Origin of the sequence: Pseudarthrobacter sp. 1G09 (assembly GCF_050038305.1) — a bacterium.
Taxonomy (GTDB): domain Bacteria; phylum Actinomycetota; class Actinomycetes; order Actinomycetales; family Micrococcaceae; genus Arthrobacter; species Arthrobacter equi.
In genome coordinates, this window is record NZ_CP188306.1 from 2,276,929 (window position 1) to 2,303,571 (window position 26,643).

At 65.3% G+C, this 26,643-nt stretch carries 26 protein-coding genes and 1 tRNA gene; 18 read left to right on the forward strand and 9 right to left on the reverse strand.

The annotated features are described in order from the left end of the window. Positions 1 to 62 precede the first annotated feature (62 nt). The 4 genes from ACP3TD_RS10460 to ACP3TD_RS10475 form a co-directional block, all read right to left on the reverse strand. A complete protein-coding gene (locus tag ACP3TD_RS10460) occupies positions 63 to 1,172 on the reverse strand; it encodes a serine hydrolase domain-containing protein (RefSeq protein WP_426762822.1) in 1,110 nt (369 codons plus the stop codon). Between the two features lie 30 nt (positions 1,173 to 1,202). Next, the gene (locus tag ACP3TD_RS10465; protein WP_426762824.1) at positions 1,203 to 2,288 is read right to left on the reverse strand and encodes a glutathione S-transferase family protein; all 1,086 of its coding nucleotides are present in this window, start codon (positions 2,286 to 2,288) and stop codon (positions 1,203 to 1,205) included. Between the two features lie 9 nt (positions 2,289 to 2,297). Next, positions 2,298 to 3,038 (reverse strand): M50 family metallopeptidase, encoded by a 741-nt coding sequence (locus tag ACP3TD_RS10470; protein WP_426762826.1) that lies wholly within the window; start codon positions 3,036 to 3,038, stop codon positions 2,298 to 2,300. A gap of 151 nt (positions 3,039 to 3,189) precedes the next feature. Beyond that, positions 3,190 to 3,492: a DUF4193 domain-containing protein gene (locus ACP3TD_RS10475; RefSeq protein WP_015937093.1), complete on the reverse strand. Its 303-nt coding sequence runs from the start codon at positions 3,490 to 3,492 to the stop codon at positions 3,190 to 3,192. A 206-nt stretch (positions 3,493 to 3,698) separates the two neighbouring features. Between ACP3TD_RS10475 and ACP3TD_RS10480 the strand changes: the two genes are divergently transcribed. From ACP3TD_RS10480 to ACP3TD_RS10500, 5 genes are all read left to right on the forward strand, one after another. After that, the gene (locus ACP3TD_RS10480) at positions 3,699 to 4,844 is read left to right on the forward strand and encodes a glycosyltransferase family 9 protein (RefSeq protein ID WP_426762828.1); all 1,146 of its coding nucleotides are present in this window, start codon (positions 3,699 to 3,701) and stop codon (positions 4,842 to 4,844) included. Continuing rightward, positions 4,841 to 5,815, forward strand: a complete 975-nt coding sequence (locus ACP3TD_RS10485; RefSeq protein ID WP_426762830.1) for a glycosyltransferase family 9 protein — start codon at positions 4,841 to 4,843, stop codon at positions 5,813 to 5,815. The genes ACP3TD_RS10480 and ACP3TD_RS10485 overlap by 4 nt, the downstream gene beginning before the upstream one ends. 57 nt (positions 5,816 to 5,872) lie before the next feature. Continuing rightward, positions 5,873 to 6,109 (forward strand): hypothetical protein, encoded by a 237-nt coding sequence (locus tag ACP3TD_RS10490; RefSeq protein ID WP_426762831.1) that lies wholly within the window; start codon positions 5,873 to 5,875, stop codon positions 6,107 to 6,109. Positions 6,110 to 6,274: 165 nt separating this feature from the next. Next, positions 6,275 to 6,778 (forward strand): DUF805 domain-containing protein, encoded by a 504-nt coding sequence (locus ACP3TD_RS10495; protein ID WP_426762832.1) that lies wholly within the window; start codon positions 6,275 to 6,277, stop codon positions 6,776 to 6,778. Positions 6,779 to 6,897: 119 nt separating this feature from the next. Beyond that, entirely contained in the window at positions 6,898 to 7,710 is an 813-nt protein-coding gene (locus ACP3TD_RS10500; protein WP_426762833.1) for an alpha/beta fold hydrolase, read from the forward strand. 3 nt (positions 7,711 to 7,713) lie between these two features. On the opposite strand, the gene ACP3TD_RS10505 is transcribed toward ACP3TD_RS10500, so the two are convergent. Both ACP3TD_RS10505 and ACP3TD_RS10510 read right to left on the reverse strand, forming a co-directional pair. Then, complete coding sequence (locus ACP3TD_RS10505) at positions 7,714 to 10,245, reverse strand: ABC transporter (protein ID WP_426762834.1); 2,532 nt, start codon at positions 10,243 to 10,245, stop codon at positions 7,714 to 7,716. Between the two features lie 304 nt (positions 10,246 to 10,549). Further along, positions 10,550 to 10,632 (reverse strand) — tRNA-Leu (locus tag ACP3TD_RS10510). A 170-nt stretch (positions 10,633 to 10,802) separates the two neighbouring features. Here ACP3TD_RS10510 and ACP3TD_RS10515 point away from each other — a divergent pair. After that, on the forward strand, positions 10,803 to 12,107 hold the full coding sequence (locus ACP3TD_RS10515) for a M20/M25/M40 family metallo-hydrolase (protein WP_426762835.1): 1,305 nt from the start codon (positions 10,803 to 10,805) through the stop codon (positions 12,105 to 12,107). Positions 12,108 to 12,118: 11 nt separating this feature from the next. Beyond that, a complete protein-coding gene (locus ACP3TD_RS10520) occupies positions 12,119 to 13,279 on the forward strand; it encodes an acyl-CoA dehydrogenase family protein (protein ID WP_426762837.1) in 1,161 nt (386 codons plus the stop codon). Positions 13,280 to 13,298: 19 nt separating this feature from the next. Here the strand turns inward: ACP3TD_RS10520 and ACP3TD_RS10525 are convergent, their stop codons facing one another. After that, positions 13,299 to 13,532, reverse strand: coding sequence for a DUF5703 family protein (locus tag ACP3TD_RS10525; RefSeq protein WP_015937102.1), 234 nt, complete (start codon positions 13,530 to 13,532; stop codon positions 13,299 to 13,301). Positions 13,533 to 13,571: 39 nt separating this feature from the next. On the opposite strand from ACP3TD_RS10525, the gene ACP3TD_RS10530 reads away from it, so the two are divergent. Further along, entirely contained in the window at positions 13,572 to 13,835 is a 264-nt protein-coding gene (locus ACP3TD_RS10530; RefSeq protein WP_015937103.1) for a hypothetical protein, read from the forward strand. An 18-nt stretch (positions 13,836 to 13,853) separates the two neighbouring features. Here ACP3TD_RS10530 and ACP3TD_RS10535 read toward each other — a convergent pair whose 3' ends face one another. Further along, complete coding sequence (locus ACP3TD_RS10535) at positions 13,854 to 14,789, reverse strand: aldo/keto reductase (protein ID WP_426762838.1); 936 nt, start codon at positions 14,787 to 14,789, stop codon at positions 13,854 to 13,856. A gap of 52 nt (positions 14,790 to 14,841) precedes the next feature. Between ACP3TD_RS10535 and ACP3TD_RS10540 the strand changes: the two genes are divergently transcribed. Further along, positions 14,842 to 15,675, forward strand: a complete 834-nt coding sequence (locus ACP3TD_RS10540; protein WP_426762839.1) for an undecaprenyl-diphosphate phosphatase — start codon at positions 14,842 to 14,844, stop codon at positions 15,673 to 15,675. 15 nt (positions 15,676 to 15,690) lie between these two features. Continuing rightward, a complete protein-coding gene (gene mshC, locus ACP3TD_RS10545) occupies positions 15,691 to 16,968 on the forward strand; it encodes a cysteine--1-D-myo-inosityl 2-amino-2-deoxy-alpha-D-glucopyranoside ligase (protein ID WP_426762840.1) in 1,278 nt (425 codons plus the stop codon). A gap of 74 nt (positions 16,969 to 17,042) precedes the next feature. Here the strand turns inward: mshC and ACP3TD_RS10550 are convergent, their stop codons facing one another. Continuing rightward, a complete protein-coding gene (locus ACP3TD_RS10550; RefSeq protein ID WP_091720247.1) occupies positions 17,043 to 17,948 on the reverse strand; it encodes a PAC2 family protein in 906 nt (301 codons plus the stop codon). 151 nt (positions 17,949 to 18,099) lie between these two features. On the opposite strand from ACP3TD_RS10550, the gene ACP3TD_RS10555 reads away from it, so the two are divergent. From ACP3TD_RS10555 to prcA, 8 genes are all read left to right on the forward strand, one after another. Further along, positions 18,100 to 18,837 (forward strand): HAD family hydrolase, encoded by a 738-nt coding sequence (locus ACP3TD_RS10555; protein ID WP_426762841.1) that lies wholly within the window; start codon positions 18,100 to 18,102, stop codon positions 18,835 to 18,837. A gap of 26 nt (positions 18,838 to 18,863) precedes the next feature. Next, on the forward strand, positions 18,864 to 20,027 hold the full coding sequence (locus ACP3TD_RS10560) for a site-2 protease family protein (RefSeq protein WP_426762842.1): 1,164 nt from the start codon (positions 18,864 to 18,866) through the stop codon (positions 20,025 to 20,027). 133 nt (positions 20,028 to 20,160) lie between these two features. Continuing rightward, positions 20,161 to 21,225, forward strand: a complete 1,065-nt coding sequence (locus tag ACP3TD_RS10565; protein WP_426762844.1) for a tRNA (adenine-N1)-methyltransferase — start codon at positions 20,161 to 20,163, stop codon at positions 21,223 to 21,225. A gap of 82 nt (positions 21,226 to 21,307) precedes the next feature. Beyond that, the gene (gene arc, locus ACP3TD_RS10570) at positions 21,308 to 23,059 is read left to right on the forward strand and encodes a proteasome ATPase (RefSeq protein ID WP_426762845.1); all 1,752 of its coding nucleotides are present in this window, start codon (positions 21,308 to 21,310) and stop codon (positions 23,057 to 23,059) included. 50 nt (positions 23,060 to 23,109) lie between these two features. Further along, a complete protein-coding gene (gene dop, locus ACP3TD_RS10575; protein WP_426767198.1) occupies positions 23,110 to 24,729 on the forward strand; it encodes a depupylase/deamidase Dop in 1,620 nt (539 codons plus the stop codon). A gap of 88 nt (positions 24,730 to 24,817) precedes the next feature. Continuing rightward, positions 24,818 to 25,021 carry a ubiquitin-like protein Pup gene (locus ACP3TD_RS10580; RefSeq protein WP_015937113.1) on the forward strand — a complete coding sequence of 68 codons (204 nt, stop codon included), beginning with the start codon at positions 24,818 to 24,820 and terminating at the stop codon, positions 25,019 to 25,021. Positions 25,022 to 25,102: 81 nt separating this feature from the next. After that, entirely contained in the window at positions 25,103 to 25,924 is an 822-nt protein-coding gene (gene prcB / locus ACP3TD_RS10585) for a proteasome subunit beta (protein ID WP_426762846.1), read from the forward strand. A 1-nt stretch (position 25,925) separates the two neighbouring features. Then, entirely contained in the window at positions 25,926 to 26,642 is a 717-nt protein-coding gene (prcA, locus tag ACP3TD_RS10590) for a proteasome subunit alpha (protein WP_426762847.1), read from the forward strand. The last annotated feature ends 1 nt before the right edge of the window (position 26,643 follow it).

Here is a 26,643-nt window from a genome sequence, read left to right on the forward strand (position 1 = left end):
TAGGGTGGTTTTACCCGCAACCCCAAAAGGCGCAGGTCAGGGCGCCGGATGGCTTCTGCGTACTACGCCTGTGCGGCCGCCGAGCGCCGTACTGCGGCCGCCAGCCGGTGGGCCCTGCCCGGCGTCCGGCCGTCCTCGGCCCGCCGCGGAATGTAACCGAAACCGAGGGAGTAGGCGGGGTCCGCAAAGCCAAGCGCGGCGTTGGCGCCTTCATGGCCGAAGGCCCGGTGGCTGCCAAAATTGCGGGACGGGTGAGGCTTCATGAAGACCACGGCGAAGGCGTTGTCCAGGCCTGACGAACGGTCCAGTCCCCATACCTGTTCGGCGGACATCCGGCGGACTGTGTCCTCGCCGAGGAACGGTTGTGAGCTGTCCGCGCCAGTGGTGGCCGCAGCGTACAGGCGGGCAAGGCCGTCCGCTGAGCCCACGCCTCCGGCGGCTGACATTCCGGCTGCGCGGACACTCCGGATGTTCGGGAGTTCCATGATGGTGCTGACCGGTGAGTTCGAGTTCAGCCCGTCCAGGCTCAGCGGATCGAGCCATGGCTGGTCCGGTTCGGCGGTATACAGGACGTCCCGGTAGCGGTGTTCCTCTTCCTCGGGCAGCCCCAGGAAGAAGTCCACACCGTACGGGATCCGGATCCGCCGGTGGTAAAGGTCCTGCAATGACTCTCCCGACGTGCGCCGGCAAAGCTCCTCCATCACGATGCCTATGGTGAGTGCGTGGTAGCCGAACTGCCGTCCCGGTTGCCACACAGGCCGGGCTGAGGCCAGCCTGGCTGCAGCCCCGGCTGTTGTGAACTCGGCCAACCCGAAGCCACCTTCGATGCCTGGCAGCCCCGCCTGGTGCGACAGGGCCTCACGTACCAGCAACCGGTCCTTGCCGTGCGCCCCGAACTCCGGCCAATAAAAGGCCACGGGCCGGTCGAGGTCAAGGACGTTATCCTGTACCAGGAGCGCGATCACCATGGCGGCAACGCCTTTCGAACATGAGTAAGCCCCGGTAACGCTGTCCGCGTCCATGTCCGGGCCCCCGGTCAGCCCCACCACCCGCACACCGCCGTGGTACGCCGAGAGCTGTGCGCTGTAGTTCGGGTCTTCTGCCAGGAAGGACTCAAACAGGTCCAGGACGTCTTCGAAGCCGGCAGCTACCGCGCCGTGGGAAATCTGCATCCCCACATTGTAGGGGAAACCGCTTTCCGCCTAGCGAGCCGCTCCGTGCCCCGGCGCTACTTCCTCGCCCTTCCTTACCGGCCCTGGTGGCGTTCCGTCGCCGAAGGGCCGCCCGCCGAGCGCTTCCCGGCCGTGCGCTTCGAGCCACCCGGACAGGTCCGGCCCGGCCGGGACGATGCCGGTGGGATTGATGTCCTCGTGAACGATGTAATAGTGCTGCTTGATCTGGACGAAGTCTGTGGTGTCGCCGAAACCGGGAGTCTGGAAGAGGTCCCGGGCGTAAGCCCACAGGGCCGGCATTTCGCTGAGCTTTTGCCGGTTGCACTTGAAGTGGCCGTGGTAGACGGCATCAAAGCGTGCCAGCGTCGTGAAAAGTCGGACATCCGCTTCGGTGATGGTGTCACCAACCAGGTAACGCTGAGCGGTGAGCCGGTCCTCCAGCCAGTCCATGGCTGTCCAGAGCCGGTCGTAGGCGGCCTGGTAGGCCTCCTGTGATCCCGCGAACCCGCACCGGTACACGCCGTTGTTCACTTCGGTGAACACCCGCTTGTTCACGGTGTCGATCTCATCGCGGAGCGGTTCCGGATAGAGGTCCGGGGCGCCCGGCCGGTGGAATTCAGTCCACTCCGTAGAGAAATCCAGCGTGATTTGGGGAAAGTTGTTGGTCACCACAGCGCCGGTGGGTACGTCCACCAGGGCAGGAACAGTGATGCCCCTCGGGTAACCGGGAAAACGCTTGAAGTAGGCCTCCTGCAACCGCTCAATGCCCAGGACCGGATCCTGTCCGCCGGCATCAAGGTCGAACGTCCAGGACCGGGAATCATGCGTTGGTCCAGGCTGCCCAAGGGAGATTGCTTCCTCAAGGCCCAGCAGCCTGCGTACGATGACTGTCCGGTTGGCCCAGGGGCAGGCCCGTGCTGCAATCAGCCGGTAGCGTCCTGCTTCGGCGCGCCAGCCTGGCTCGCCGTGGTCCCCGGGCCTGCCATCCCGGGTCACCCGGTCCTCGATGTAGTTGGTGTCCCGCGTAAACTCCTGGCCGCCGGTGACGTAGGCGCCCCGGGTGCTGTGCTCCCCGGTTCCGCCGGCCGTCAGGGTGCTCTCCGTGTCGTGGCTCATCTGCCTAGCCTATGCGCCAGCAGACAGGACGGCGGTGACAGGCTGCAACGCGACGATCCACGAGCCAGCCACGATAGCCAAAAAAAGGACAATCCAAACCCCGGAGGGAACATGGGTGGCCCTGTACAGCAGGTAGGCGTCGGAGGTGGCAAGCTGGCTCCGCCTGCGGACGTGTACGTGGGCCAGTTTGATGAGGTCCCGCACCGCCCCAACCAGCAGGGCCAGTCCAAGGATCACGGCGACGTGCCCAGTGAACTCCCTGGGCACAACGAGGATCAAGGCCAGCGCGGCGCCAATCGCTGCCAGCGTGATGAGGACTCCGGCAAGGTTGCGCAGGAACACCAGCGTGGCCGCAAGGGCGAGGCCTCCGGCGGCGATGGCAGCCGGCCCCCAGCCGCTGAATCCGCACACCACAAACACCGCGCCGGCCACCGCCGGAACAGGGTACCCCCAGAAGCATGACCACACAGTGGCCAGCCTGCTGCGGCTATAGGTGGTGGTGGTGCCGGAATGATCGAGGCGCAAATGGATGCCGGAAAGCCGCTGTCCGCTCGTGACGGCGGCAAAAGCGTGTCCGAGCTCATGCGTGGCCGTGGTCAGGAGGCCAAAGTACTTCCAGGAGCGCCGGGGTACGGACAGCGCAGTCGCGGCCAGTAACGCCAGCACAAGTTCGGTCAGCGTGACGAGGGGTGGTGCCGTGCGGGTGAAGGATGCCAGCAGGACCTGCCACAGGTCGGCGGTCCCGTTCATCCGGGCGTGCCACATCTAATGATTGAGGAACCGTCCATGGCTCCAACGCTACCGGGCCACGCTGGACGTCCCCTTTAAAGCCGGAAGGCACGCCGGGTGGCGTGCCTTCCGTTGCGGCCGGATCCGGAAGGATCCGAAGGGTTCCTGGTGCCTAGCCTTCGCACTCGGTGCAGTAGCTGTGACCATCCTTCTGGCGGGCTATCTGGGACCGGTGGCGGACCAGGAAGCAGGAGTAGCAGGTGAATTCGTCGTCAGCCTGCGGAATGACCTGCACCACGAGCTCTTCGGCAACGAATTCGCCGCCCGGTACGCCCGCGCTGTCGAGCCCGTCAGCCTCATCCAGCTCAAGAACGACACTTCGCGCATCGGGAGCATTCGCTGACTGGAGCTGCTCGAGCGAGTTGTCCTGCGACTCCTTGACGTCGGAGCGCAGTTCATCATAATCGGTTGCCAATTTAGGTGCTTCTCTTTTCTTTGGTTGGCCTGTCGCGTATGAAACGTACAGCATCAAGGGGGTATTCCCCAAGAGAGGGAGTATATTTGCCGCCGCCTGGGTACAGGTTCCATGACGCGGCCGGCCCATCACCACTGGATGGTTTCCGCGCCGGAAGCGGTGGGCGCACCAGCGGTTGTGCGTCCAAAGGATCCGAAAGGACGCACGTGGAACTACTCACTGCAGGTTTGGGCGGGGCCGCCCAGGTAGCAACGGGCGTTGGGCCCGTGCTGGAGAAATTCGACGGCATCTCGCGGATTGCCGTCCTTCGCGGCGGCGGGCTGGGTGACCTGATCTTCGCTGTTCCTGCGATGGCGGCACTAAAAGCGGCCTATCCGGAGGCAGCCCTGACGCTCCTCGGCACGCCGGTTCATCAGGCGCTTTTGGCTGCTGTCGAAAGCCCGGTGGACGATTTCTGCCTGCTGCCGTTTGCCGAAGGCGTTCGGCCCGGTGTTGAAGATCACTCAGAGCTGGAAGGCTTTTTTGACCGGCAGCGGGCACGACGGTTTGATCTCGCCGTGCAGCTTCATGGCGGTGGACGGTATTCGAACCCTTTCCTGCTCCGCCTGGGAGCGCGCCACACTGTGGGTACCCAGACGGCGGATGCCGTAGGCCTGGAGCGGACCGTTCCCTATATCTACTATCAGCATGAGCCCCTGCGTGCCCTGGAGGTGGCGGGGTTCGCCGGCGCCGTACCCCTGGACCTTGAAGCGAGGCTTGTCCCCGCGGCAGGGGTGCGGGGCACACGCCACGCAACCAACGACGACGGTGCGCAGCCCCTCGTGGTGATCCATCCGGGCGCAACCGACCCCCGCCGTCGTTGGCCCGTTGAGCGCTTTGCCCAGCTTGCCGGCGCATGCGCCGCGGACGGCTGCCGCGTCCTGGTCATCGGCGACGACAGCGAACAGGAGCTGGGAGAACAGATCGCTGCGGCTGCCGCCTCAACATCCGTGGAGTCCCTGGCGGGCAAGCTCACGATGGGCGAACTGGTGGGGCTGCTTGCCGACGCCTCGGTGGTGGTGGGCAATGACAGCGGCCCGCGCCATCTCGCCCAGGCGCTTGGTGTGCCAACGGTGGGCGTTTTCTGGGTGGGCAACGTCATCAACGCCGGTGCCCTGGGAAGGGCAATGCACCGTGTGCAGCTGTCATGGCTCACGGGGTGTCCCACGTGCGGGATCGACATAACGCAGGTGGGCTGGACGGCACCGCGGTGTGCGCATGACGGTTCAATTGTCGCCGGCGTGGAGGTCAGGGGGGTCTACGAGGATGTGCGGAACCTGGTGGCCACTGCCGTTGGAAAGTCACTCGCATGAACGGGGGAGCGGTGCCCACGGACACTGCAGGCAGTGGTACAGCCGACAAGCCGGAATTGCTGGTGCTCCGGGCGCTGAAACTCGGCGACCTGCTGGTAGCCGTTCCGGCGTTGAAGGCCATCCGTCGGGCTTTTCCGGAGCACAGGCTCCGTTACGCAGCCCAAGGGTGGCTGTCCGAGGCGCTGGGCCTGGTTGGCGGGTATGAGCTGCTGCCCACGCACGGGCTCGACGAGCCGCTGGCCCTTCGGCCCGGAGTGGTGGACGTGGCAGTGAACCTCCACGGAAACGGTCCGGAAAGCGCGGGCAGGATCGCGGCGCTAAGGGCCCGGCGGACCATTGCTTACCGCAGTGGCAACCTTGACGGCCCGCCATGGCGGGCAGAACTGCACGAGCGCGAACGCTGGGCACATCTGCTGTCCTGGCACGGGATCGAAACTGATCCAGCAGATCTTCGGCTTGAACATCCGCAGGTTCCCAACCCGGCGCCGGCAGCAACGGTGGTGCATGTTGGTGCCGCCTACGGAAGCCGACTCTGGCCGGCCGAAAGGTTCGCCGCCGTTGCCGCGGAACTCGCACAGGCCGGTCACCATGTCATTTTCACCGGCGGGGAGGGAGAACGGGACCGCGCCCATGCTGTCTGCGGGCTGGCTGGTCTCCCGGCGGAATCCGTTCTCGCCGGCCGCCTGGGTTTGGCCGGGTTCGCCGCCGTCATTGCCGGCGCCAGGCTCGTCATTTCCGCTGACACCGGCGCCGCGCATCTGGCATCGGCCTATGGAACGCCGTCGGTGGTGCTCTTCGGCCCGGCGCCACCGGAAATCTGGGGTCCTCCGCCGGGCCCGCATGTGGTGCTCACACAGGCAGGGCTCCGGCGCGGGGACACCTTTTCCAACGTTCCGGACCCGGCGCTGCTGGCCGTGGAGGTTGACGATGTCCTGTCAGCGGTAAACGGCCTCGGCCTGCTCCCGGCTTGAGCAAAATTTGTGGATTAGGGAAGCGCCGTGCGGCCGCGCCGATCCTAGAATGGAGCCATGGGCACCGAGATTGGCATTGCCTTGGTATTGCTGACAGCGTTCGCCTGGATGGCCGGGACGCTGGTAATCCTCTCCGCCATCGACCGGCCGGAACGCAAAGCCCGCCGCCAGGAGCGGCGTGACACCCGGGCTGGAGACCACAGGCGGAGAGTGGAGTACCGTCCCGTCGCAGCGGGTTCCCGCCCCGAGGGCCGCAGGCGACATCCCCGGACGAGGACGCTGCGTCCGCACTGACGCATCCTGTTGGCTGCGGCATCAACGTGATCGCAGTCCATGTGGAGTCATGCAGGAAACACTTCGTAGAAATGTGCATGAAGTTTATCCATCGAACGGACTTTTGGCTCCTTTTACCCCTACGATGGTTTGGCATCACTCTGTCTACCATTCCGGGGGGAATCAATGAGCTATCCGCAATACCCGAACCAGCAGCAGCAACAGGCGACGTCCTACCAGCCTGGCGGGGAGCCACCGCTGTGGGCTCCGTACTACGGCGCCACGCTACCCATTGCCGCCAAGCGGTTCTTCAAGAAGTACGCCACTTTCTCGGGCCGGGCCAGCCGGAGCGAGTACTGGTGGTGGGCCCTGATCGGCTTTGCCGTCAGCGTCGTCCTGAACATCATCATGCAGGTTGGCGGCGCGGCGGGTGCCACCGTCGCCGCCAACGGTTCCACTGTTCCCGGACCGGGTTTCCTGGTGGGCGCCATCATCGCCTTCGCGTGGGGCCTGGCAGTGCTCGTGCCGTCACTGGCACTTCTGGTCCGCCGCCTGCACGATGTCAACATCAGCGGCTGGCTGGTGCTGATCATCCTGGTCCCGTTCCTGGGGGCCCTGGCGCTCATCATCATTGCCATCCTGCCGTCCAATCCGGCCGGACAGCGGTTCGACCAGCCCACGGGCCACTAGCCACACGGCCTTGACAAAAGGGAGCCTGATCGATTCGATCAGGCTCCCTTTTGTATGCAGAAAACCGTTGGGTTCCGCAGCGTCACGCGGCGGCCTAGGCTGGCGCTGTGGAGTGTGAGGTGAGTGGTATCCCCGTGTATTACGAGGCATTCGGCGACGGCGTCCCGGTCCTGGTCCTGCACGGTGCCGGCGTGGACCATCGGGAGATGGCCGCCGTCTTTGAGCCGATATTCGGCAGGCTGCCTGGCTATCGGAGGATTTACCCGGATCTGCCGGGCATGGGCCGCACGCCGGCGCCCGCAACACTTGCGGGTGCCGATGACGTGCTCGAATTTTTGCTTGGTTTTGTCGACGCCCTGATCGGCCCGGCACCGTTCCGGCTCATCGGCCACTCTGCCGGCGCCTACTTTGCCCGTGCCATCGCGGGCAAAAGGGTGCGGCAGGTGGCCGGGCTCGCCCTGGTCTGTCCGCTGGGAGGGAGCACCAGGGATGTTCAGGAGCATCAGATCCTGGTTGCGTCCGTAGATCCAGACAAGCTGTTGGGCACCGAAGAGGCCGCATCGTTCGGGGAGTACTTTGTGATCCAGACGCAGGCAACGTTGGACCGTTTCCTGGCGGCGGTGGCTCCCTCCCTGGGCCTGGCGGACGAGGCTGCGCTGGAACGGATTGCGCGGCAGTGGGAGTTCCGCAGCTTCGCTGCTGACAGCCTGGTGTATTCGGGTCCAACGCTCATCCTGGCCGGCCGGCAGGACGCCACAGTGGGCTACGCCGGTGCATGGGGCCTCCTTGAGCTCTACCCCCGGGCCACTTTCGCGGTGCTTGACCAGGCAGGACACGCGCTCCCGCATGAGCAGCCGGACCTCCTCGAAGCTTTGGTTACCGAGTGGCTGGGCCGTTCAGTCAGCCAAAAGCCGGTCCCACCCGGCACCTAAACGTCAACGGCCGAGGGCTGCCGCCAGGTACGGCGCGGTCCGGCTACCTGCTGCCTGCGCCACGTCTTCCGGCCGGCCGGTTGCCATGATCCGCCCGCCCTGGTCCCCTCCGGACGGTCCCAGATCAATGACCCAATCCACGGCGGCCACAACCGACATCTCATGTTCGACCACCACCACAGTGTTCCCCGCGTTCACGAGGCCGTGCAACTGGGCCATCAGCAGCTGGACGTCCGCCGGGTGGAGGCCCGTGGTGGGTTCGTCCAGCAGGTACAGGGTGTGCCCGCGCTGGGCGCGCTGCAGCTCGGTGGCCAGTTTGATGCGCTGGGCCTCGCCGCCGGAAAGCTCCGTGGCCGGCTGTCCCAAGCGAAGGTAGCCCAGCCCAACATCCTGCAGGCATTTGAGGCTGCGGGCGGCAGCGGGGACCCCTGCCAGGAACTCTGCAGCGAGGTCCACTGTCATGCCCAGAACCTCCGCCACATTCCTGCCGAGGTACTCCACTTCCAGCGTGGCGGGATTGTAGCGGGATCCTTCGCACTCGGGGCAGGGTCCGTAGCTGCCCGGAAGGAACAGAAGCTCCACTGCCACAAATCCCTCGCCCTGGCACGTCTCACAACGGCCTCCAGCAACGTTAAACGAAAACCTGCCGGCGCTGAACCCCTTGGCTTTGGCGGCTTCAGTTCCGGCGAACACTTTGCGGACAGCGTCGAAGAGGCCCGTGTAGGTTGCCAGGTTGGAACGGGGCGTCCGGCCGATCGGTTTCTGGTCCACTGTGACCAGCCGGTCGATGGTGTTGCTCCCTTTGACCGCACCTATGAGAAGCGGCCCCGCCGGCCCGTCCTGTTCCCATGCTGTTCTGTCCGTACTGAGTGAGGCAGCCACCACGCCGCCGAGAACGCTGCCAACGAGGGTGGATTTGCCGGAGCCTGATACCCCGGTCACGGCCGTCAGGACTCCGAGGGGAAAACGGGCGTCCAACCCTTGCAGGTTGTGCTGCCTGACATCTTCCAGCTCCACCCACCCGGCCGGTTCACGCGGTTCATCGCTCCGGGACGGATAAGACGGGACCGATGGCTGCGGCGCATCGAAGAGGAACGGGCGGGTCACGGATGCTTCAACCCCGGCCAGTCCTTCCACCGGGCCGCTGTACAGCACTTCACCGCCACCTTCTCCGGCGCGGGGGCCAACGTCCACCAGCCAGTCTGCCCTGCGGACAACGTCCATGTTGTGCTCCACCACGAAGACGGAGTTGCCGGAGGACTTCAGTTGCTCCAAAACTTCCAGCAACGGTTCCGCGTCTGCGGGATGGAGTCCTGCTGACGGCTCATCGAGGACATAGATCACTCCGAACAGTCCGGAGCGCAACTGGGTGGCGATCCGCAGCCGCTGCATCTCGCCCGGCGAGAGGGTAGGGGTTCCCCGGCCCAACGCCAGGTATCCCAGGCCAAGGTCCAGGAGGACGTTGATCCGCTGAAGCAGGTCCCGTGTGATGGTGACAGCCACTTCGTTTGACTCACCGGAACGCTGGGTGCGCGAGGCTGTGCCGGCCTGGGCCAGTTCACTGGTCGGACGGACGATGTCCGCCAGGTCTGCCAGCGGGAGTGCGTTGAACTCCGCAATGGTCCTGCCGGCGAAGGTGACGGCCAGTGCCTCGGGAATCAGCCCGGTGCCCGAACAGCGCCGGCAGGGACCCGACTCCATGAATGCCAGGACCCGGTCCCGCATGGATGCGCTTTGCGAGTCGGCCAGAGTATGAAGCACGTAGCTCCGTGCGCTCCAGAACCGGCCTTTGTAGGGCTTGGCAACCCGGTCACGCTGCGGCGTTACCTCCACCACAGGTTGTTCTTCCGTAAAGAGAATCCAATCGCGGTGCTTCTTGGGCAGTTTGCGCCACGGGATGTCGACGTCGTAACCAAGGTGGGTCAGGATGTCCCGCAGGTTCTTTCCCTGCCACGCGCCGGGCCAGGCGGCAATAGCCCCGTCCCGGATGGTGAGGGACGGATCCGGGACCAGCGACTGTTCAGAAACAGTGTGGGCAACGCCGAGGCCATGGCATTCCCGGCAGGCACCTGCCGCCGTGTTGGGGGAGAAGGAATCCGAATCGAGCTGGCTGCTGCCCTCAGGGTAGGTGCCGGCCCGGGAAAAGAGCATGCGCACCGAGTTGGAAAGGGTAGTAACAGTTCCAACCGTGGAGCGGCTGCTCGCTGTGCCGCGGCGCTGTTGAAGCGCGACGGCGGGCGGCAGCCCGCTGATCAATTCCACCTTCGGATTGTGGCCCTGTTGGATAAGCCGCCTGGCGTAGGGGGCCACGGATTCGAAGTAGCGGCGTTGGGCCTCGGCGTAAATCGTGCCGAAGGCCAAAGACGACTTACCGGAGCCCGAGACGCCGGTGAACGCAACGATGGCATCCCGCGGAACGTCCACGCTGACGTTGCGGAGGTTGTTTTCCCGGGCACCGCGGACCCGGACAAAACCGTCCGACTGGTGCGCGGGGGTGGTCAGCTGGGAATCGTCAGTGTGCTGTGCGTTCGGCATTGTCTTGACTCTAGTAGCGAAGCCGCGTGCAGGACGATTTGCCAGCGGGAAGCTGGTGGAGGTCGGCGACCTCCACCCCGTGGTGCATTGCCGGGTGGCCGGTTTGGCCTCAGTGGCTGCCCGGACGTAGTCCGTCACAGTCCGGGCCGGGGGATTCCATTTCGGGCCGGCCCGCCGCCTCTTGAAGAACCAGGCTTTGAAGTGACCGAACTCATAGCCGAAGCCGCAGCGTGACCAGGTTGCGCCAGAACGGGGGCACGAAAAAAGCCCCGGAAAATCATTGATTTTCCGGGGCTTTCCCTTGTGCGCGGAGGGGGACTTGAACCCCCACCCCCTTTCGAGGACTAGCACCTCAAGCTAGCGCGTCTGCCATTCCGCCACCCGCGCAGGTGGTAATCCGGGAAGCGTGTCCGTCTTTCAACGTTTCGCGCCTCTCCGAAGCAGCGAGAAAAACTCTAACATGACTTTCCGGGAACAACGAATCGGGCCAACTGGGTAGGCTGAGGGCAACGCTTTCGCGTGTGCAAACCAGCCGATTAACCCAGCGAGGAGCCCTTATGCCTGACGTCCTGCCCGAGGATGAAGTTGTACGGATCTGCCAGGAACTCATCCGCATTGACACGTCCAACTACGGGGACGGCTCAGGCCCCGGCGAACGGGCGGCGGCTGAGTACGTTGCAGGGCTCATTGAAGAAGTCGGGCTGGACGCCGAACTTTTCGAATCCGAGCCGGGCCGGGCCAACGTGGTCACGCGGATGGCCGGCGAAGACCCGTCGGCCAGCGCCCTCGTGGTCCACGGCCACCTCGACGTGGTGCCCGCCCTGCGCGACCAGTGGTCCGTGGACCCGTTCGGCGCCGAACTGAAGGACGGGTTGATCTGGGGCCGCGGCGCCGTTGACATGAAGGACATGGACGCCATGATCCTTTCCGTCCTGCGCAGTTTTGCCCGCACAGGCACCAAGCCCAAGCGGGACATCATCTTCGCTTTCTTTGCGGACGAGGAAGCCGGCGGTGCGCTGGGCGCACGGTACGCCGTGGACAACCGCCCGGAACTCTTCGAGGGGGCCACCGAGGCCATTTCGGAGGTGGGCGGCTTCTCGGCAACCATCGGGGGGCAGCGGACGTACCTGCTGCAGACGGCGGAGAAGGGCATATCGTGGCTCCGGCTCGTTGCCCACGGCAGGGCCGGGCACGGTTCGCAGATCAACACGGACAACGCGGTAACCCGCCTGGCCGCCGCGGTAACCCGGATCGGCGAATACAAGTGGCCCATCGAACTGACGCCCACCACGCGCCAGTTCCTCGACGGCGTCACCGAACTCACCGGCGTCGAGTTCGACGCCGACAATCCGGACCGGCTCCTGGACCAGTTGGGCACTGTGGCCCGCTTCGTAGGGGCGACCCTCCAGAACACCACCAACCCCACGCTCCTCAAAGGCGGCTACAAGCACAACGTCATCCCGGAGTCCGCTGAGGCCCTCATTGACTGCCGGACCCTGCCGGGCCAGGAGCAGCAGGTCCTGGAAATCGTCCGCGAACTTGCGGGCAACGGCGTGGATGTCAGCTACGTCCACAACGATGTGTCCCTGGAAGTCCCGTTCGCGGGCAACCTCGTGGACTCCATGATCGATGCACTCCACTCGGAGGATCCGGGAGCGAAGGTCCTGCCATACACGCTTTCCGGCGGCACCGACAACAAGTCCCTCAGCAGGCTCGGCATCACCGGCTACGGCTTTGCCCCCCTGATGCTTCCGGACGACCTCGATTTCACCGGCATGTTCCACGGCGTCGACGAACGCGTCCCCGCCGATTCGCTGAAGTTTGGTGCCCGCGTCCTGAACACCCTGCTCACCAATTACTGACAGGAAATCCCATGACCCCCGAGGACGTGCTGCCGGAACCGCTCCTGGAGAAGATCCGCGGGCGTGCCGCGGACTATGACAGGAACAACGGCTTCCTTCATGAGGACCTGCGGGACCTCGCGGCGGCCGGGTACCTCAAGTTCTTCGTGCCCGCGGACGACGGCGGCCTGGGCCTTGGCCTCGCGGCGGCGGCGCAGTGCCAGCGCAGGCTGGCAACGGCAGCGCCAGCCACCGCCCTGGCCATAAATATGCACCTGGTGTGGACCGGCGTCGCGCACGTCCTGAAAGCCCGCGGTGACAACTCACTGGATTTCGTCCTGGAAGAGGCAGCCCAGGGCGAGGTCTTCGCGTTTGGAAATTCCGAAGCGGGTAATGACTCGGTGCTGTTCGACTCGCGGACCGTGGCTGCTCCCTTGCCCAGCGGGGCCTACTCGTTCACCGGCACCAAGATCTTCACCAGCCTCTCGCCCGCCTGGACACGGCTGGGGATCTTCGGTAAGGACGCAGCGGCCCGGGACGGCGCGGGGGAGCTGGTCCACGGCTTCATCACCCGCCAGGCGGAGGGGTACCGCATCCTTGACGACTGGGACACTCTGGGCATGCGGGCCAGCCAGTCCGCCACCACCGTACTGGACGGTGTGGAAGTCCCGGCGGACCGGATCTTCCGCAAGCTGCCTGTCGGCCCCAACGCCGACCCGCTCATCTTCGCCATCTTCGCCTGCTTCGAGACGTTGCTGGCAGCCGTCTACACCGGCCTGGCGGAGCGGGCGCTGACCCTGGGCGTGGACAGCGCCAAACGCCGCACGTCATTCAAGAACGGCGGCCGCAGCTACGCGCAGGATCCGGACATCCGCTGGAAGGTGGCGGACGCCGCCATGGCGATGGACAACCTGTATCCGCAGCTGGCATCCGTCGCGGCGGACGTTGATGCGCTGGCTGAGCACGGAGCGCAGTGGTTCCCGAAGCTGGTGGGGCTGAAGGTGAACGCCACGGAAACCGCCCGGCGCGTCGTGGACCTGGCCATCAGGGTCAGCGGCGGGTCCAGCTACTTCCGCGGGTCCGAGCTGGAGCGGCTCTATCGCGATGTGCTGGCCGGGATGTTCCATCCGTCCAGCGACGAATCCGCCCACAACACGGTGGCAAACGCCTGGTTGGGCCCGCTGGACGGCTAACCCGTCGGGCGGGGTGTCCCTAGACGGTTCTCTGGACCTGCATGACCCGGCGGCGGAGCCAGAAGCGCCGGCCGCCGCCCATGTACAGCTTGCTGCGCTCCAGTTCCCACTTGCCGTATTCGGAGTGTTCCACCAGGCGGCGGCGCGCCTCAGGCAGGGACTCGTTCGGACTTACCGTCAGCACGAGGTACTCGTACTGCCTCAAATAGTCCCGTTCCCGCTGGACCGAGCTGGTGAGAAATTGTTCCTTCATTGCTCTCCATTTTCGTCCTTTTCCCGCTAACGTGAAGTCATGAGCATCGATCCGCGTGTCGCGCTTTCGTCCCTGACCACCGCTTTGGAAGAACACCTTATAGCAGCATCGAACCGGCGCGGAGATGGTGATCCGTCCGTGGAGGCAGCCTTTTTTGCCGTGGCAGATGCCTTCGAAGTTTATGAAGATGCCCTCTACGAGGCCTACAACGAAGTGACCCCGCTTCAGGTCTTCGACGACGAGGACGACGAAGACGAAGACAGCGACGTGGACGACGAGGATCTGGAGATCGTCGAGGAGTAGCCCGGGGGCCTGCCCAGGTTATGGCGCGGCGGACACGTCTTCCAGTGCCCGGGCAATCTCGGGCGGCAGCGGAGACAGTTGGGCTTCGAGGATTTCCTTGAGCTGGACAGGTGTCCGGGGACCCACCACCGCGGTGGCAACTCCGTGTTGCGCCAACAGCCAGCTCAGCGCCACGTCCTGCGGCGTCCGGCCCAGGCCTTTCGCTGCGGTGCACACTGCCTCTACGGTGCGGGACGGCTTCTCCGCCAGGTACTGCTCAACGGAAGCGGACCCTGTTGCGGACGCGCCGCGTGAACCCGACGGAATGCTGCCCCGGTATTTCCCGGTGAGTACGCCCCGGCCGAGGGGTGCACAGGCCATCAGGCCCATGCCTGCGTCCTCCACGGCCGGAATGAGTTCGGCCTCGGGACCGCGGTGCAGAAAGGAATACTCAGCCTGCGCCGCCACGAGGGGGAAGCCGGCCAGGACCGCTGCCTTCGCCGCTTGCCATCCGGTGTAATTCGAGATGCCTGCATACCGGGCGCGGCCGCTGCGGACAGCAAACTCCAGGGCGGAGAGGGTCTCCTCCAGCGGAACGTTGCCGTCCCAGGCCTCGGCGAACCAGATGTCCACGTAGTCGGTTGCCAGCCGGGCGAGGCTCGCGTCAAGGCCGGTGAGCATCGCGTTCCTGGACGTGTCGATGCCGCGCCGGCCATCCGGCGTCGTCATTCCCGCCTTCGTGGAGATGGTCAGCCCGGTGCGGGAGACGACGTCGCCCAGCAGCGAGCCAAGCATCGCCTCGGACCGGCCCTCGGCATACGATGCCGCCGTGTCCACGTGCCGGCCGCCGGAATTCAGGAAGGTCCTCAGCAGCTCCGAGGCGTCCTGTTCGTCGGTTTCCCCGCCCCACGTCATGGTGCCGAGCGATAAGGCTGAAACCCGCAATCCACTGTTGCCGACGTAACGCTGCTGCATAGCAGCAAGCTTACGGGCAGATGCACCCATGCCCATGCCGTAGGGTCTTAGCGTGAACTGGTTTGAGGCGGCCCTGCTGGGCCTTGTGCAGGGACTGACCGAATTTCTACCGATTTCATCAAGCGCGCACCTGCGGATCGTGGGGCAGTTCCTGCCCAACGCGGAAGACCCCGGGGCAGCATTCACGGCCATCACCCAACTGGGCACTGAAACGGCCGTCGTTGTCTATTTCTGGCGTGACATCGTCCGCATCGTTAAGGCGTGGGCGGGTTCGTTGGCCGGAAAAGTGTCCCGGCAGGACCCGGATGCCCGGATGGGATGGCTGGTCATCCTGGGCAGCCTCCCCATCATCGTCCTCGGGCTGCTGTTCCAGGACCAGATCGAATCGGTGCTGCGCAGTATGTGGATCGTGGCCACCATGCTGATCATCTTCGGCCTGATCCTCGCCGTGGCCGACGCCGTGGGAAAGCAGGAGAGGGACCTCACGCAGCTGACCTACAAGCACGGCATCCTCTACGGGTTTGCCCAGGCGATGGCCCTCATCCCCGGCGTTTCCCGCTCCGGCGGCACCATCACCGCCGGCCTCCTCATGGGCTACACCCGCGAAGCGGCCGCCCGGTACTCCTTCCTCCTGGCCATCCCCGCTGTCTTTGGCAGCGGCCTGTACCAGCTCTACAAGGTGGTATCCAAGGACGGCATCACGGGCCCCTACGGATTGCCCGAAACGGCGTTGGCCACCGTCATCGCGTTCGTGGTGGGCTACGTCATCATTGGCTGGTTCCTGAAGTTCGTCTCCACGCGCAGCTACCGTCTGTTCGTCTGGTACCGGATCTTCCTGGGCCTGGCCCTGTACCTGCTCCTCGGTTTCGGCGTCATCAGCGCCTAGCACTAGGCTTGGTCTGTGAAATCCTGGACTTCCCGCCCCGTTCCAACCCTGCCCGGCACCATGCCTGCCATCCGCTTGTTCGACACCGCAGCAGGCCACGAGGTGGTGCTGGAGTCCGGGGACCGGCCTTCGATGTACGTCTGCGGCATCACGCCGTATGACGCCACCCACATGGGCCATGCCGCCAGCTATGTCGCCTTCGACCTGCTGAACCGCGCCTGGCGGGACGCGGGCAAGGACGTTGACTATGTCCAGAATGTTACGGACGTCGATGATCCGCTCCTGGAGCGTGCAACGGCCACCAACGTCGACTGGCGTGAACTCGCGCAAAGCCAGATCGATCTGTTCCAGACCGACATGGAAGCACTGAACGTCCTGTCACCGGACCACTACGTGGGAGCGGTGGAATCCATCAGCCTCATCGTGCCCGAGGTGGAACGGCTGGTCAGCCAGGGCCTCGCGTACACAGTTCCGGGAACCAACGGCGAGCCTGACGGAGATGTCTATTACGACGTCGAAGCGGCCGGAAAGCAGTCCGTCGCCCCCGATGCGTGGAGCCTTGGTTCCATTTCGGGACTGTCCGAAAGCGAAATGCTGGAACTCTTTGCCGAACGTGGCGGGGACCCCGGCCGGTCCGGCAAGCGGCAGGCGCTGGATCCCTTGCTGTGGCGGGTTGCGCGGGACGGTGAACCCAGCTGGCCCGGCGCCAGCCTCGGTGACGGCCGCCCCGGGTGGCATATCGAGTGCACCGTGATTGCGCAGAAATACCTGCCCGCACCTTTCACCGTCCAGGGAGGCGGCTCCGACCTGATCTTCCCGCACCACGAGATGGGTGCCGGGCACGCGTATTCGCTGGCCGGTGTACCCCTCGCCAGGCACTACGCGCACGCCGGCATGGTGGGGCTGGACGGCGAAAAGATGAGCAAGTCCAAGGGCAACCTGGTCCTCGTCTCCAAACTTCGTGCAGCGGGGGAGGAACCCGCAGCCATCCGCTTGGCGATCCTGGCCCACCATTACCGGTCGGACTGGTCCTGGACGGACGAGGGATTCGCCGCAGCCAAGGCAGACCTGGCAGCCTGGCGCCACGCACTCGATCATGCCCCGCAGGGGTCCGCGGCCCCCTTGGTGGAAGAGATGCGCGCAGCCTTGGCCGCCGATCTGAACGCCCCCGCGGCCATCGCGGCGGTGTCGCGCTGGGCGCGGCAGGCGAACGACGGCGGTGCTCCGGCCAGCACCTCGGACCAGGCTTTGGTGAGGGACGCCGTCAACGCCCTCCTCGGGGTGCAGCTTTAGGCTTCCACACGCCGTTATTAACGGAAAAAGGCCCTGCCGGAGGTATTTCCGGCAGGGCCCCTTTTCGTGAGTGGTCAGGGTCTGTCCTGGCCCCGCCGCTTGAGGTAGCGCTCGAATTCCCTGGCAATGGATTCGCCGGTGGCCTCCGGAAGGTCGGCCGTGTCCTTGGCCTCTTCCAGTTGGCGGACGTACGCCGCGATCTCCGGGTCCTCGGTGGCCAGTTCGTCCACGCCGCGCTCCCAGGCGTCGGCTTCCTCGGCCAGCTCGTGGGTGTCCAGCGGCACCTGGAGCAGTTCCTCGATGCGGTGCAGGAGTGCCAGCTGGGCTTTGGGGGACGGCGCCTGGGCAACGTAGTGCGGAACGGCGGCCCACAGCGAGACCGTGGGAAGCCCTGCCAGCAGTGCCACTTCCGACAGGACGCCGACGATGCCTACGGGCCCTTCATACTGCGACGCTTCCAAATTCATGCGCTCCCGCAGCGGTGCGTCATCCGACGACGTGCTCACCGGTATGGGCCGGCTGTGCGGAACGTCGGCCAGCAATGCACCCACCAGCACTACGTAGTCCACGTTCAGGGCCTCGGCGTGCACCAGCAGCTCGGCCGTGTACGCCCGCCACTTGTAAGACGGCTCGGTGCCTTGGACAAAGATGACGTCCACGTTGGAATTGGGCGCACTGGCTTTATAGATCCGGGTGGAAGGCCATTTGATCTTCCGTTCCCCTGCAGAGTTCCTGCGCACCGTGGGCCGGGTGAACTGGAAGTCGTAATATTCGTCGGCGTCGATGGACGCAACCTTTTTGCCGCCCCACAGCTTGTTGAGGTACCGCAGCGAATCGCTTGCGGCTTCCCCGGCGTCGTTCCAGCCTTCAAAGGCGGCCAGCATCACCGTGACTCGCTGCCCCCCGGCAACTGGCTGCAGGAACCGTTCCCGCTCGGGTCCGGCACCCGTATCGGCGGTGTCTCCCTCGAAGCTATTCATTCCATCACCCTACGTCCAAGGAGTGCGCGCGTGCAGGGAATGAAGCGCCGCAACATCGGCAACCACCAGCCACAACAGGCCTTAGCAGCCGCGTATTCGCCAAGGGCGTAGCCCTCAGGGACCGCCCAGCATGTCCCCGTAGACTTGGGACATGCAACTTCCAGGCCCCGAATCACCGCTCAAAGCCGTCCTCTGGGACATGGACGGAACCATCGTGGACACGGAGCCATACTGGATTGCCGCCGAACACGCGCTGGTGGAAGCCCACGGCGGCACCTGGTCCCACGAACAAGCCATGCAATTGGTGGGGCAGTCCCTGACCTTCTCCGCCGGCCTCCTGCAGAAGGCCGGCGTTGCCCTCAGCATCCGGGACATCATCGACCACCTCACCGCCGAGGTGGTCAGCAGCGTACGTCAAGAGGTGCCGTGGCGCCCCGGCGCCCGCGAACTCCTCGAAGACCTCCACCTCGCCGGTGTCCGGTGTGCCCTGGTGACCATGTCCGAGGGTCCGCTGGCGCGCCAGGTGGTGGACAGCCTTCCCCGCCCCTATTTCGAGTTCCTCGTCACCGGCGATACTGTCAGCCGTGGCAAGCCACACCCGGAGGCGTACCTGACCGCCGTCGAACGGCTTCGGGAGACGGACCCGCACCTGCACCTTGGACACTGCGTAGCACTGGAGGACTCGGCGCCCGGCGTGGCCGCGGCCGTTGCATCAGGGGTCACCACAGTGGCCATTCCACACATCGTCCCGTTGCCCGAGCACTCCCACTACACGCTGTGGGACACGCTGGCCGGACGTTCCCGCACAGACCTCGAGGAACTCCTCGCCGCCGCGGACAAGGCGAGCCCCGCGGCCGGGCAAGCAACCGCCGTCGGGACCACGCCGTGACGGCGCCGGCGCCCGGAGAACCCGGCATGCGGGAACCGGCAACCCCTGAACCTGCGGCACCGGGCCGCCGTGAAGGTATTCCCCTGGGCCGGATCGCCGGTGTGCCGGTGGTCCTCGCGTACTCGTGGTTCATCATCGCCGCGTTCACAGTCATTGTTTATGGGCCGGTGCTGCACCGTAACAACCCAGCCCTGGGTACAAGCGCCTACATCGTTGCGTTGGCATATTCAGTCCTCCTGCTCATATCCGTACTTGTTCATGAACTCGCCCACGCACTGACGGCCAAGGTCTACGGCTGGCCAACACAGAAGATTGTCCTAAACCTCTGGGGCGGCCATACGCAGTTCGAGAGCTTCACGGCATCCCCGGGCCGGTCGGTCCTGGTAGCAATGGCTGGGCCAGCCGCCAACTTCATTCTTGCTGCCGGCGCCTGGCTGGTACTTACCGCCACGCCCATGGGCAGCGTCGCGGAAATCCTGACCAATATCTTCATGTGGGCGAACTTCCTCATCGGCGTTTTCAACGTCCTTCCGGGCCTCCCTCTGGACGGCGGCCGCCTCGTCGAGTCGGCCGTCTGGAAGGCAACCGGGAGCCAGGCGAAGGGCACGGTAGCCGCAGGCTGGGCCGGCCGCATCATCGTCGTGGCCCTGGTGGTGTGGTTCATCCTCCTGCCGTTCCTTTCTGGAAGTGATCCCGATTTCAGCCTCGTGATGATCACTGTCCTTGTTTGCGGTTTCCTGTGGATGGGAGCCTCGGCGTCCATCCAGCAAGGCACCCTCAGGGCGCGTCTGCCGCTGGTAACGGCCGCCGGACTTTCCACGCCGGCCATCGCTGTGCCCGCCACGGCTTCTGTCCGGGACCTCCTGGGCTTCGGCGCGGCGGCCCACAAGTCGGTGGTTGTCTGTGGCCCCGACGGCCGGCCGCAGGGCGTTGTTGATCCGGCCGCCCTGGCCTCCGTTCCCGAAGCAGCGGCAGGATCCACTCCGGTCACCGCCGTCGCCTTTGCGCTGGCCCCCGGCGCCTACGTCCCGGAATGGTCGAAGGGGCAGGAACTCATCCAGTTCCTCGCCCAGGTTGAGGGCAAGCACTACGCCGTGGTTGACCACAACGGGGCGGTGACCGGACTGCTGTCGCAGGACGCCGTCCTCGGGGCCATTACCGGGAAGAACCGCCGCACCCGCCAGGCATAGGAACCGGGCGGCCCTTCCGCGAGCAGCGAAGGGGCCGGAACCGGTAGAGTTACCTGCCGGTGTGCCATGCCGCCAACGCAAGCACCAGGCAGCCATGCGCAGGCACCACAGGTTTACAGGAGTGAGGAACATCATGAGCAGGGAAACTGCCGTCAACGACGCCACAGCAGCAGCCGGGGCCGGTGGCGCAGCCAGCGGTTCACAGCCCGTTGGAGCCGCACGGCGCCGCGGACCCTTCCGTGAAGGCGAACGCGTCCAGCTGACCGACGAGCGGGGCCGGATGAACACCGTCACCCTTGAACTCGGCGGGGCCTTCCACACCCACCGGGGCTTCCTGAACCACGACGACATCATCGGCAAAGCGGACGGTTCCGTTGTAGTGAACAACGTGGGCCAGCAGTACCAGACGCTGCGCCCCCTGCTTTCGGACTTCGTCCTGTCGATGCCGCGCGGCGCCGCCGTCGTCTACCCCAAGGACGCCGGACAGATCGTCACCATGGCGGACATCTTCCCCGGCGCACGCGTCGTTGAAGCAGGCGTCGGCTCCGGTGCCCTGTCCATCTCCCTGCTCCGCGCCGTAGGGGACCAGGGCTACCTGCACTCCTTTGAACGCCGGGAAGAGTTCGCGGACATCGCCCGCGGCAACGTGGAAACAATCTTCGGCGGCCCGCACCCGGCCTGGCAGATCTCCCTGGGCGACTTCCAGGAAGAGGTGGTCCGCAGCGAAGCCCCCGGCTCCGTGGACCGCGTTGTCCTGGACATGCTGGCGCCCTGGGAATGCCTCGACGCCGTCGCCACCGTGCTGGCCCCCGGCGGCGTCTGGATCAACTACGTCGCCACCGTCACCCAGCTGTCCCGCACCGCCGAGGCCATCCGCGCGGACGGCCGGTTCACCGAACCGGACGCCTGGGAATCAATGGTCCGCGGCTGGCACCTCGAAGGCCTTGCCGTACGCCCGGACCACCGTATGGTGGCCCACACCGGGTTCCTGCTGGTCACCCGGCGGCTCGCCGACGGCGTCACGGGCATCTCCGTCAAGCGCCGGCCCTCGAAGACCGAGTTCAACGAAGAAGACGTCAACGCCTGGACCCCCGGTGCCGTGGGGGAGCGGGCCGTGTCGGACAAGAAACTTCGCCGCGCCGCCCGCGATGCGATTGCCGGGACCAACGTCAAGGACACCCCAGAGGTCACGAACTAGTCCACATTTCGGGAGTCTCCACCCCTAGCTGCCCTCTTGGGACTAATGTCTTAAAAGAAGAGCAGGAAGGGGCTGATGCATCATGGAGACACCGAACCAGGACTCCGGACGTACACCGGCAGAGCAATTTGCCGCCAATGACCTCTCGGTTGCCGACCGCCAGGTCAACATCCTCCGGGACAAACTCAGGCACATCGACCGCCAGTTGGCTGCGGCAACGCAGAACAACACCAAGCTGGTCAGCATGCTTGAAACAGCGAAAGCGGAGATCCTCCGCCTTAAGAACGCGCTGGACCAGGAAGGGCAGCCACCTTACAGCTTCGGCACCATCCTGCAGCTGAACCCGCGGCGGCAACCGGCCCCGGGCAGCAGCGGGCAGGCGGCCACGGAGGAGTCAGCGGACATCTTCAACGCGGGCCGGAAGATGCGCGTCGGCCTCAGCCCCCTGGTGAACATCAACCAGCTCACTGTGGGGCAGGAGGTCCTGCTGAACGAGGCCCTGCTGATTGTGGCGGGCCTGGGCTACGAACGTGCCGGTGAGCTGGCCACGCTCAAGGAAATGCTCGGCGCGGACCGCGCACTCGTGGTGGGCCGGGCCGATGAGGAACGCGTGGTCCGGCTCTCGGGTGCCCTGCTGGCACAAAAGCTCCGCGTGGGCGATGCCCTGTCCATCGATTCACGGACAGGGTACGCACTGGAGAAGGTGCCCCGCTCCGAGGTGGAGAACCTCGTCCTCGAAGAAGTTCCGGACATCACTTACGAGGACATCGGCGGCCTTGGCCCGCAGATCGAACAAATCCGTGACGCCGTGGAACTGCCGTTCCTCCACCCCGACCTCTACCGTGAGCACGGCCTGAAGGCCCCCAAGGGTATCCTCCTCTACGGCCCCCCGGGCTGCGGCAAGACCCTGATCGCCAAGGCTGTGGCCAACTCGCTGGCAGCCCGGGCCGCCGAACGCTCCGGCAACGTGGACCTGAAAAGCTACTTCCTGAACATCAAGGGCCCGGAACTGCTCGACAAGTACGTGGGCGAAACGGAGCGCCACATCCGGCTGATCTTCGCCCGTGCCCGTGAAAAGGCGTCGGACGGCAGCCCCGTTGTCGTCTTCTTCGACGAGATGGATTCGCTGTTCCGGACCAGGGGAACGGGCATCTCGTCGGACGTCGAGACCACCATCGTCCCGCAGCTACTCAGCGAGATCGACGGCGTGGAACGGCTGGACAACGTGATCGTGATCGGCGCCTCCAACCGCGAGGACATGATCGATCCCGCCATCCTCCGTCCCGGCCGCCTGGACGTCAAAGTCAAGATCCACCGCCCCGATGCTGAAGCGGCTGCGGACATCTTCAACAAATACATCACTCCGGACCTGCCGTTCCACGAGTCTGACCTTGCAGAGCACAACGGCGACGTGCAGGCCACAGTGGACGCCATGGTGCAGCGGACCGTGGAGGCCATGTACTCCACCGACAAGTCCAACGAGTTCCTCGAAGTGACCTACGCCAACGGGGACACCGAGATGCTGTACTTCAAGGACTTCAACTCCGGCGCCGTCGTCCAGAACGTGGTGGACCGTGCCAAGAAGTACGCCATCAAGGACCTGCTCACCAGCCAGCAGAAGGGGCTCCGGATCGAGCACCTGTTGCGTGCTGTGGTTGATGAGTTCCGGGAGCACGAGGACATGCCCAACACCACCAACCCTGATGACTGGGCAAGGATCTCCGGTAAGAAGGGCGAACGGATCACCTACATCCGGACGATTGTCCAGGGCAAGGCCGGGCAGGAACCGGGCAAGTCCATCGAAACCACGCCCACCACCGGACAGTATCTGTGACGGCTGCACCGGACCCGGCGGGCGGGGGAGGCCTTCCCTTCGGCGGCGCCATGCGGGTCATGGGCGCAGAAACCGAATATGGGATCCACGCTCCGACTGCACCCACTGCCAACGCCACCATGATGAGTGCCCGGGTGGTCCAGGCGTACGCCCAGGTCACCCGGCAACGCGCGGCGGGCGGAGCGGAAACCCGCTGGGACTATACGGACGAGGAGCCGCTGCATGACGCCCGCGGGTGGACCGTGGACCGGGAATCCGCCCATCCCAGCCAGCTCACTGACCAGCCGCCCGTTCTTGACGCCGAAGCCGTGGCGTTGGCATACGGCCGGGAGGATTTGGACCTCGATGGCCAGGACGAGTCCGGATCCCTCCTGATGAACATGGTCCTCGGCAACGGGGCACGCCTCTACGTGGACCATGCGCATCCCGAGTATTCCAGTCCCGAGGTCACGAACCCCAGGGACGCCGTGGCCTGGGACGCTGCGGGGGACCTCGTTGCGCTGGCAGCGGTCCGCCGGCTCGCCGCGGACCCGGACCTGCCGCCCGTAAATCTTTACAAGAACAATACGGACAACAAATCGGTGTCCTACGGGTCCCACGAGAACTACCTCATGCCACGTTCGGTTCCCTTCGCCGATATTGTCAGGGGACTGACGCCCTTCTTCGTGAGCCGCCAGGCCGTGTGCGGCGCCGGTCGGCTGGGCATTGGCCAGGACAGTTCGACGGCGGGTTACCAAATCAGCCAGCGCGCGGACTTCTTCGAGGCCGAGGTGGGGCTGGAGACAACCATCCGCAGGCCGATCATCAACACCCGGGATGAACCGCACGCCACGGCGGACAAGTACCGCCGGCTCCACGTGATCATTGGCGACGCCAACCTCAGCCAGGTCTCCAACTACCTCAAGTTCGGAACCACGGCCATGGTGCTGAGCCTTATCGAGTCCGGGCTGGCACCGAAGGTCGAAGTCCACGAGCCTGTGCGGGCGCTGCAGGCAATCAGCCACGACACGTCCCTGACTGCCACCGTGCGCCTGGTGGACGGCCGCCGGGTCACCGCCCTCGATTTGCAGTGGATGTACCACGAAGCGGCCGCCAAGCTGGCCCAGGACACCGGCGTGGGCGACGCCGTGGATGGTGACGGCCATACCCACGAGGTCCTTGAACGCTGGGCTGAAGTCCTCACGCAGCTGGACAGTAACCGGGCGGCCGCGGCGTCCTCGGTGGAATGGCTTGCCAAGCTTTCGCTCCTGGACGGCTACCGTCAGCGTGACGGCCTGGAATGGGATGACGCCCGGCTGGGGCTGGTGGATCTCCAGTGGGCAGACATCCGCCCGGAGAAGGGCCTGTACTACCGGGTCCTGGCACGGAACCGGATGCAGCGCGTGGTGGAGGACGCCGCAATCTCGGCAGCTGTGGGGCAACCTCCGGCTGACACCCGGGCGTTCTTCCGCGGCAAGTGCATCAGCAGCTTCGGCAAGGATGTGGTGGGAGCCAGCTGGGACTCCGTTATCTTCGATGTCCCGGGCTATGGGCGGCTCCAGCGGGTGCCCACGCGCGAGCCCCTGCGTGGCACAAAGGCGCTGACGGGGGCCCTGTTTGAGCGCTACCGCGAGGCCGGTCCGTTCCTCGGTGAGCTGCTGGGACACAACACCGCTCCGCCTGCGGCATAAACCGCACGGGACGCCCCGGGGCGTGGCAGGATGGGCATATATTGGTGGATCGGCCGGATCCGCCGGCAACAAGAGGGAAGGGATAGCAATGGCAGGCCAGGAGCAGCAGCAGCCGCAATCACGCGACAGCCAGGTCGACGAAGACATTCCCGAGGCACCACCCGCACCCCCAGAGGCGCAGGCCTCGGCGTCGACCGAAGGCGTGGACGACCTGCTCGACGAAATCGACGGCGTCCTCGAATCGAACGCCGAGGAATTTGTCCGGGCTTTCGTCCAAAAAGGCGGCCAGTAACCCGGACCCCGGATGGTGGCGGAAGCCGCGGACGGCCGGAAACTGTACCGACGTTGAACACCACGTTTTAGGAGTGCATGAGTGCAGGAATCAACCGCCAACAAGGTAGCCGCGAACGCCACCTCGTCATTCACGGAACATCTTCAGCGCGACCGGCCGGAGCTTCTGCCGTTCAACCGCTCAGGGCAGGGCGGCGCTACGGCTGCCGCCCCGCTCCAGGTGCCCCATGCCACCACTATCGTTGCCATGAGCTACAACGGCGGCGTGCTGATGGCAGGGGACCGGCGGGCCACCATGGGGAACGTCATTGCCAGCAGGCACATCGAGAAAGTGTTCCCGGCTGACCGGTACTCCGTCCTGGGCATCGCCGGCACCGCGGGCATCGCCATTGACCTGACGCGGCTGTTCCAGGTGGAACTGGAACATTACGAAAAAATCGAGGGAACCCTCCTGAGCCTTGAAGGTAAAGCGAACAGGTTGGGAGCGATGATCCGCGGGAACCTTCCCCTGGCCCTGCAGGGTTTGGCTGTAGTACCCCTTTTCGCCGGCTTCGACACCAGCGCCGGTGTCGGCAGGCTGTTCTCGTACGACGTGACCGGCGGCCGGTACGAAGAACACGAACACCACACGGTGGGTTCCGGGTCGGTCTTCGCCCGAGGAGCCCTCAAGAAACTTTGGCGCCCCAACCTCTCCGCAGAGGAAGCCGTCGCCGTCGCCATCGAGGCCCTGTTCGACGCCGCAGATGACGACTCCGCCACAGGAGGCCCGGATACCGTGCGCAGGCTCTGGCCTGTGGTGTACACGGTGGACAACACCGGCACCCGCCGGGTGGCGGAGGAACAACTCGCCGCGGCCTCACTGAGCGTCATCGAGGCCCGCACCATTGCCGGACGGGAGGCCTGATATGACGCAGCAGTTTTATGTCTCTCCCGAACAGCTGATGAAGGACCGTGCGGACTTCGCACGGAAGGGCATCGCACGTGGAAAGTCAGTAGTGGTGATCAGTTGCGAAGACGGCATCGCCCTGGTGGCCGAAAACCCCTCTCCCTCACTGCACAAAATCGGTGAGATCTACGACAAGATCGCCTTCGCCGCCGTCGGCAAATACAACGAGTTCGAAAGCCTGCGCCAGGCCGGCGTGCGCTATGCGGACGTTCGCGGCTACTCGTACGACCGCGAGGATGTCACTGCCCGGGGACTTGCCAGCGTGTACGCCCAAAGCCTTGGCGCTGTGTTTACCGCCGAACAGAAGCCGTTCGAAGTTGAATTGGCAGTGGCCGAGGTAGGTGCCACGCAGGCTGAGGATCATTTGTACCGCCTGACGTTCGACGGCTCCATCGCGGACGAACACAGCTTCGTGGTGATGGGTGGCCAGGCTGACCGCGTCGCCTCAGCCATTGACCAGGGCTGGCAGGCGTCACTGGGCTTCCCGGACGCCGTCCGCCTCGCCCTCAACGGCCTCGCTCCTGCACCCGCACCCGAGGCTGAAGAAACGGCCAAGCCGGTCCCGGCACGCGCGATTGAAGTGGCGGTCCTTGACCGGCACTCAGAGGAAGTCCGCGGCGCCCGCCGCGCCTTCCGCAGGCTCAACGACGCAGACATCACTGCATTGCTGGCGTAGG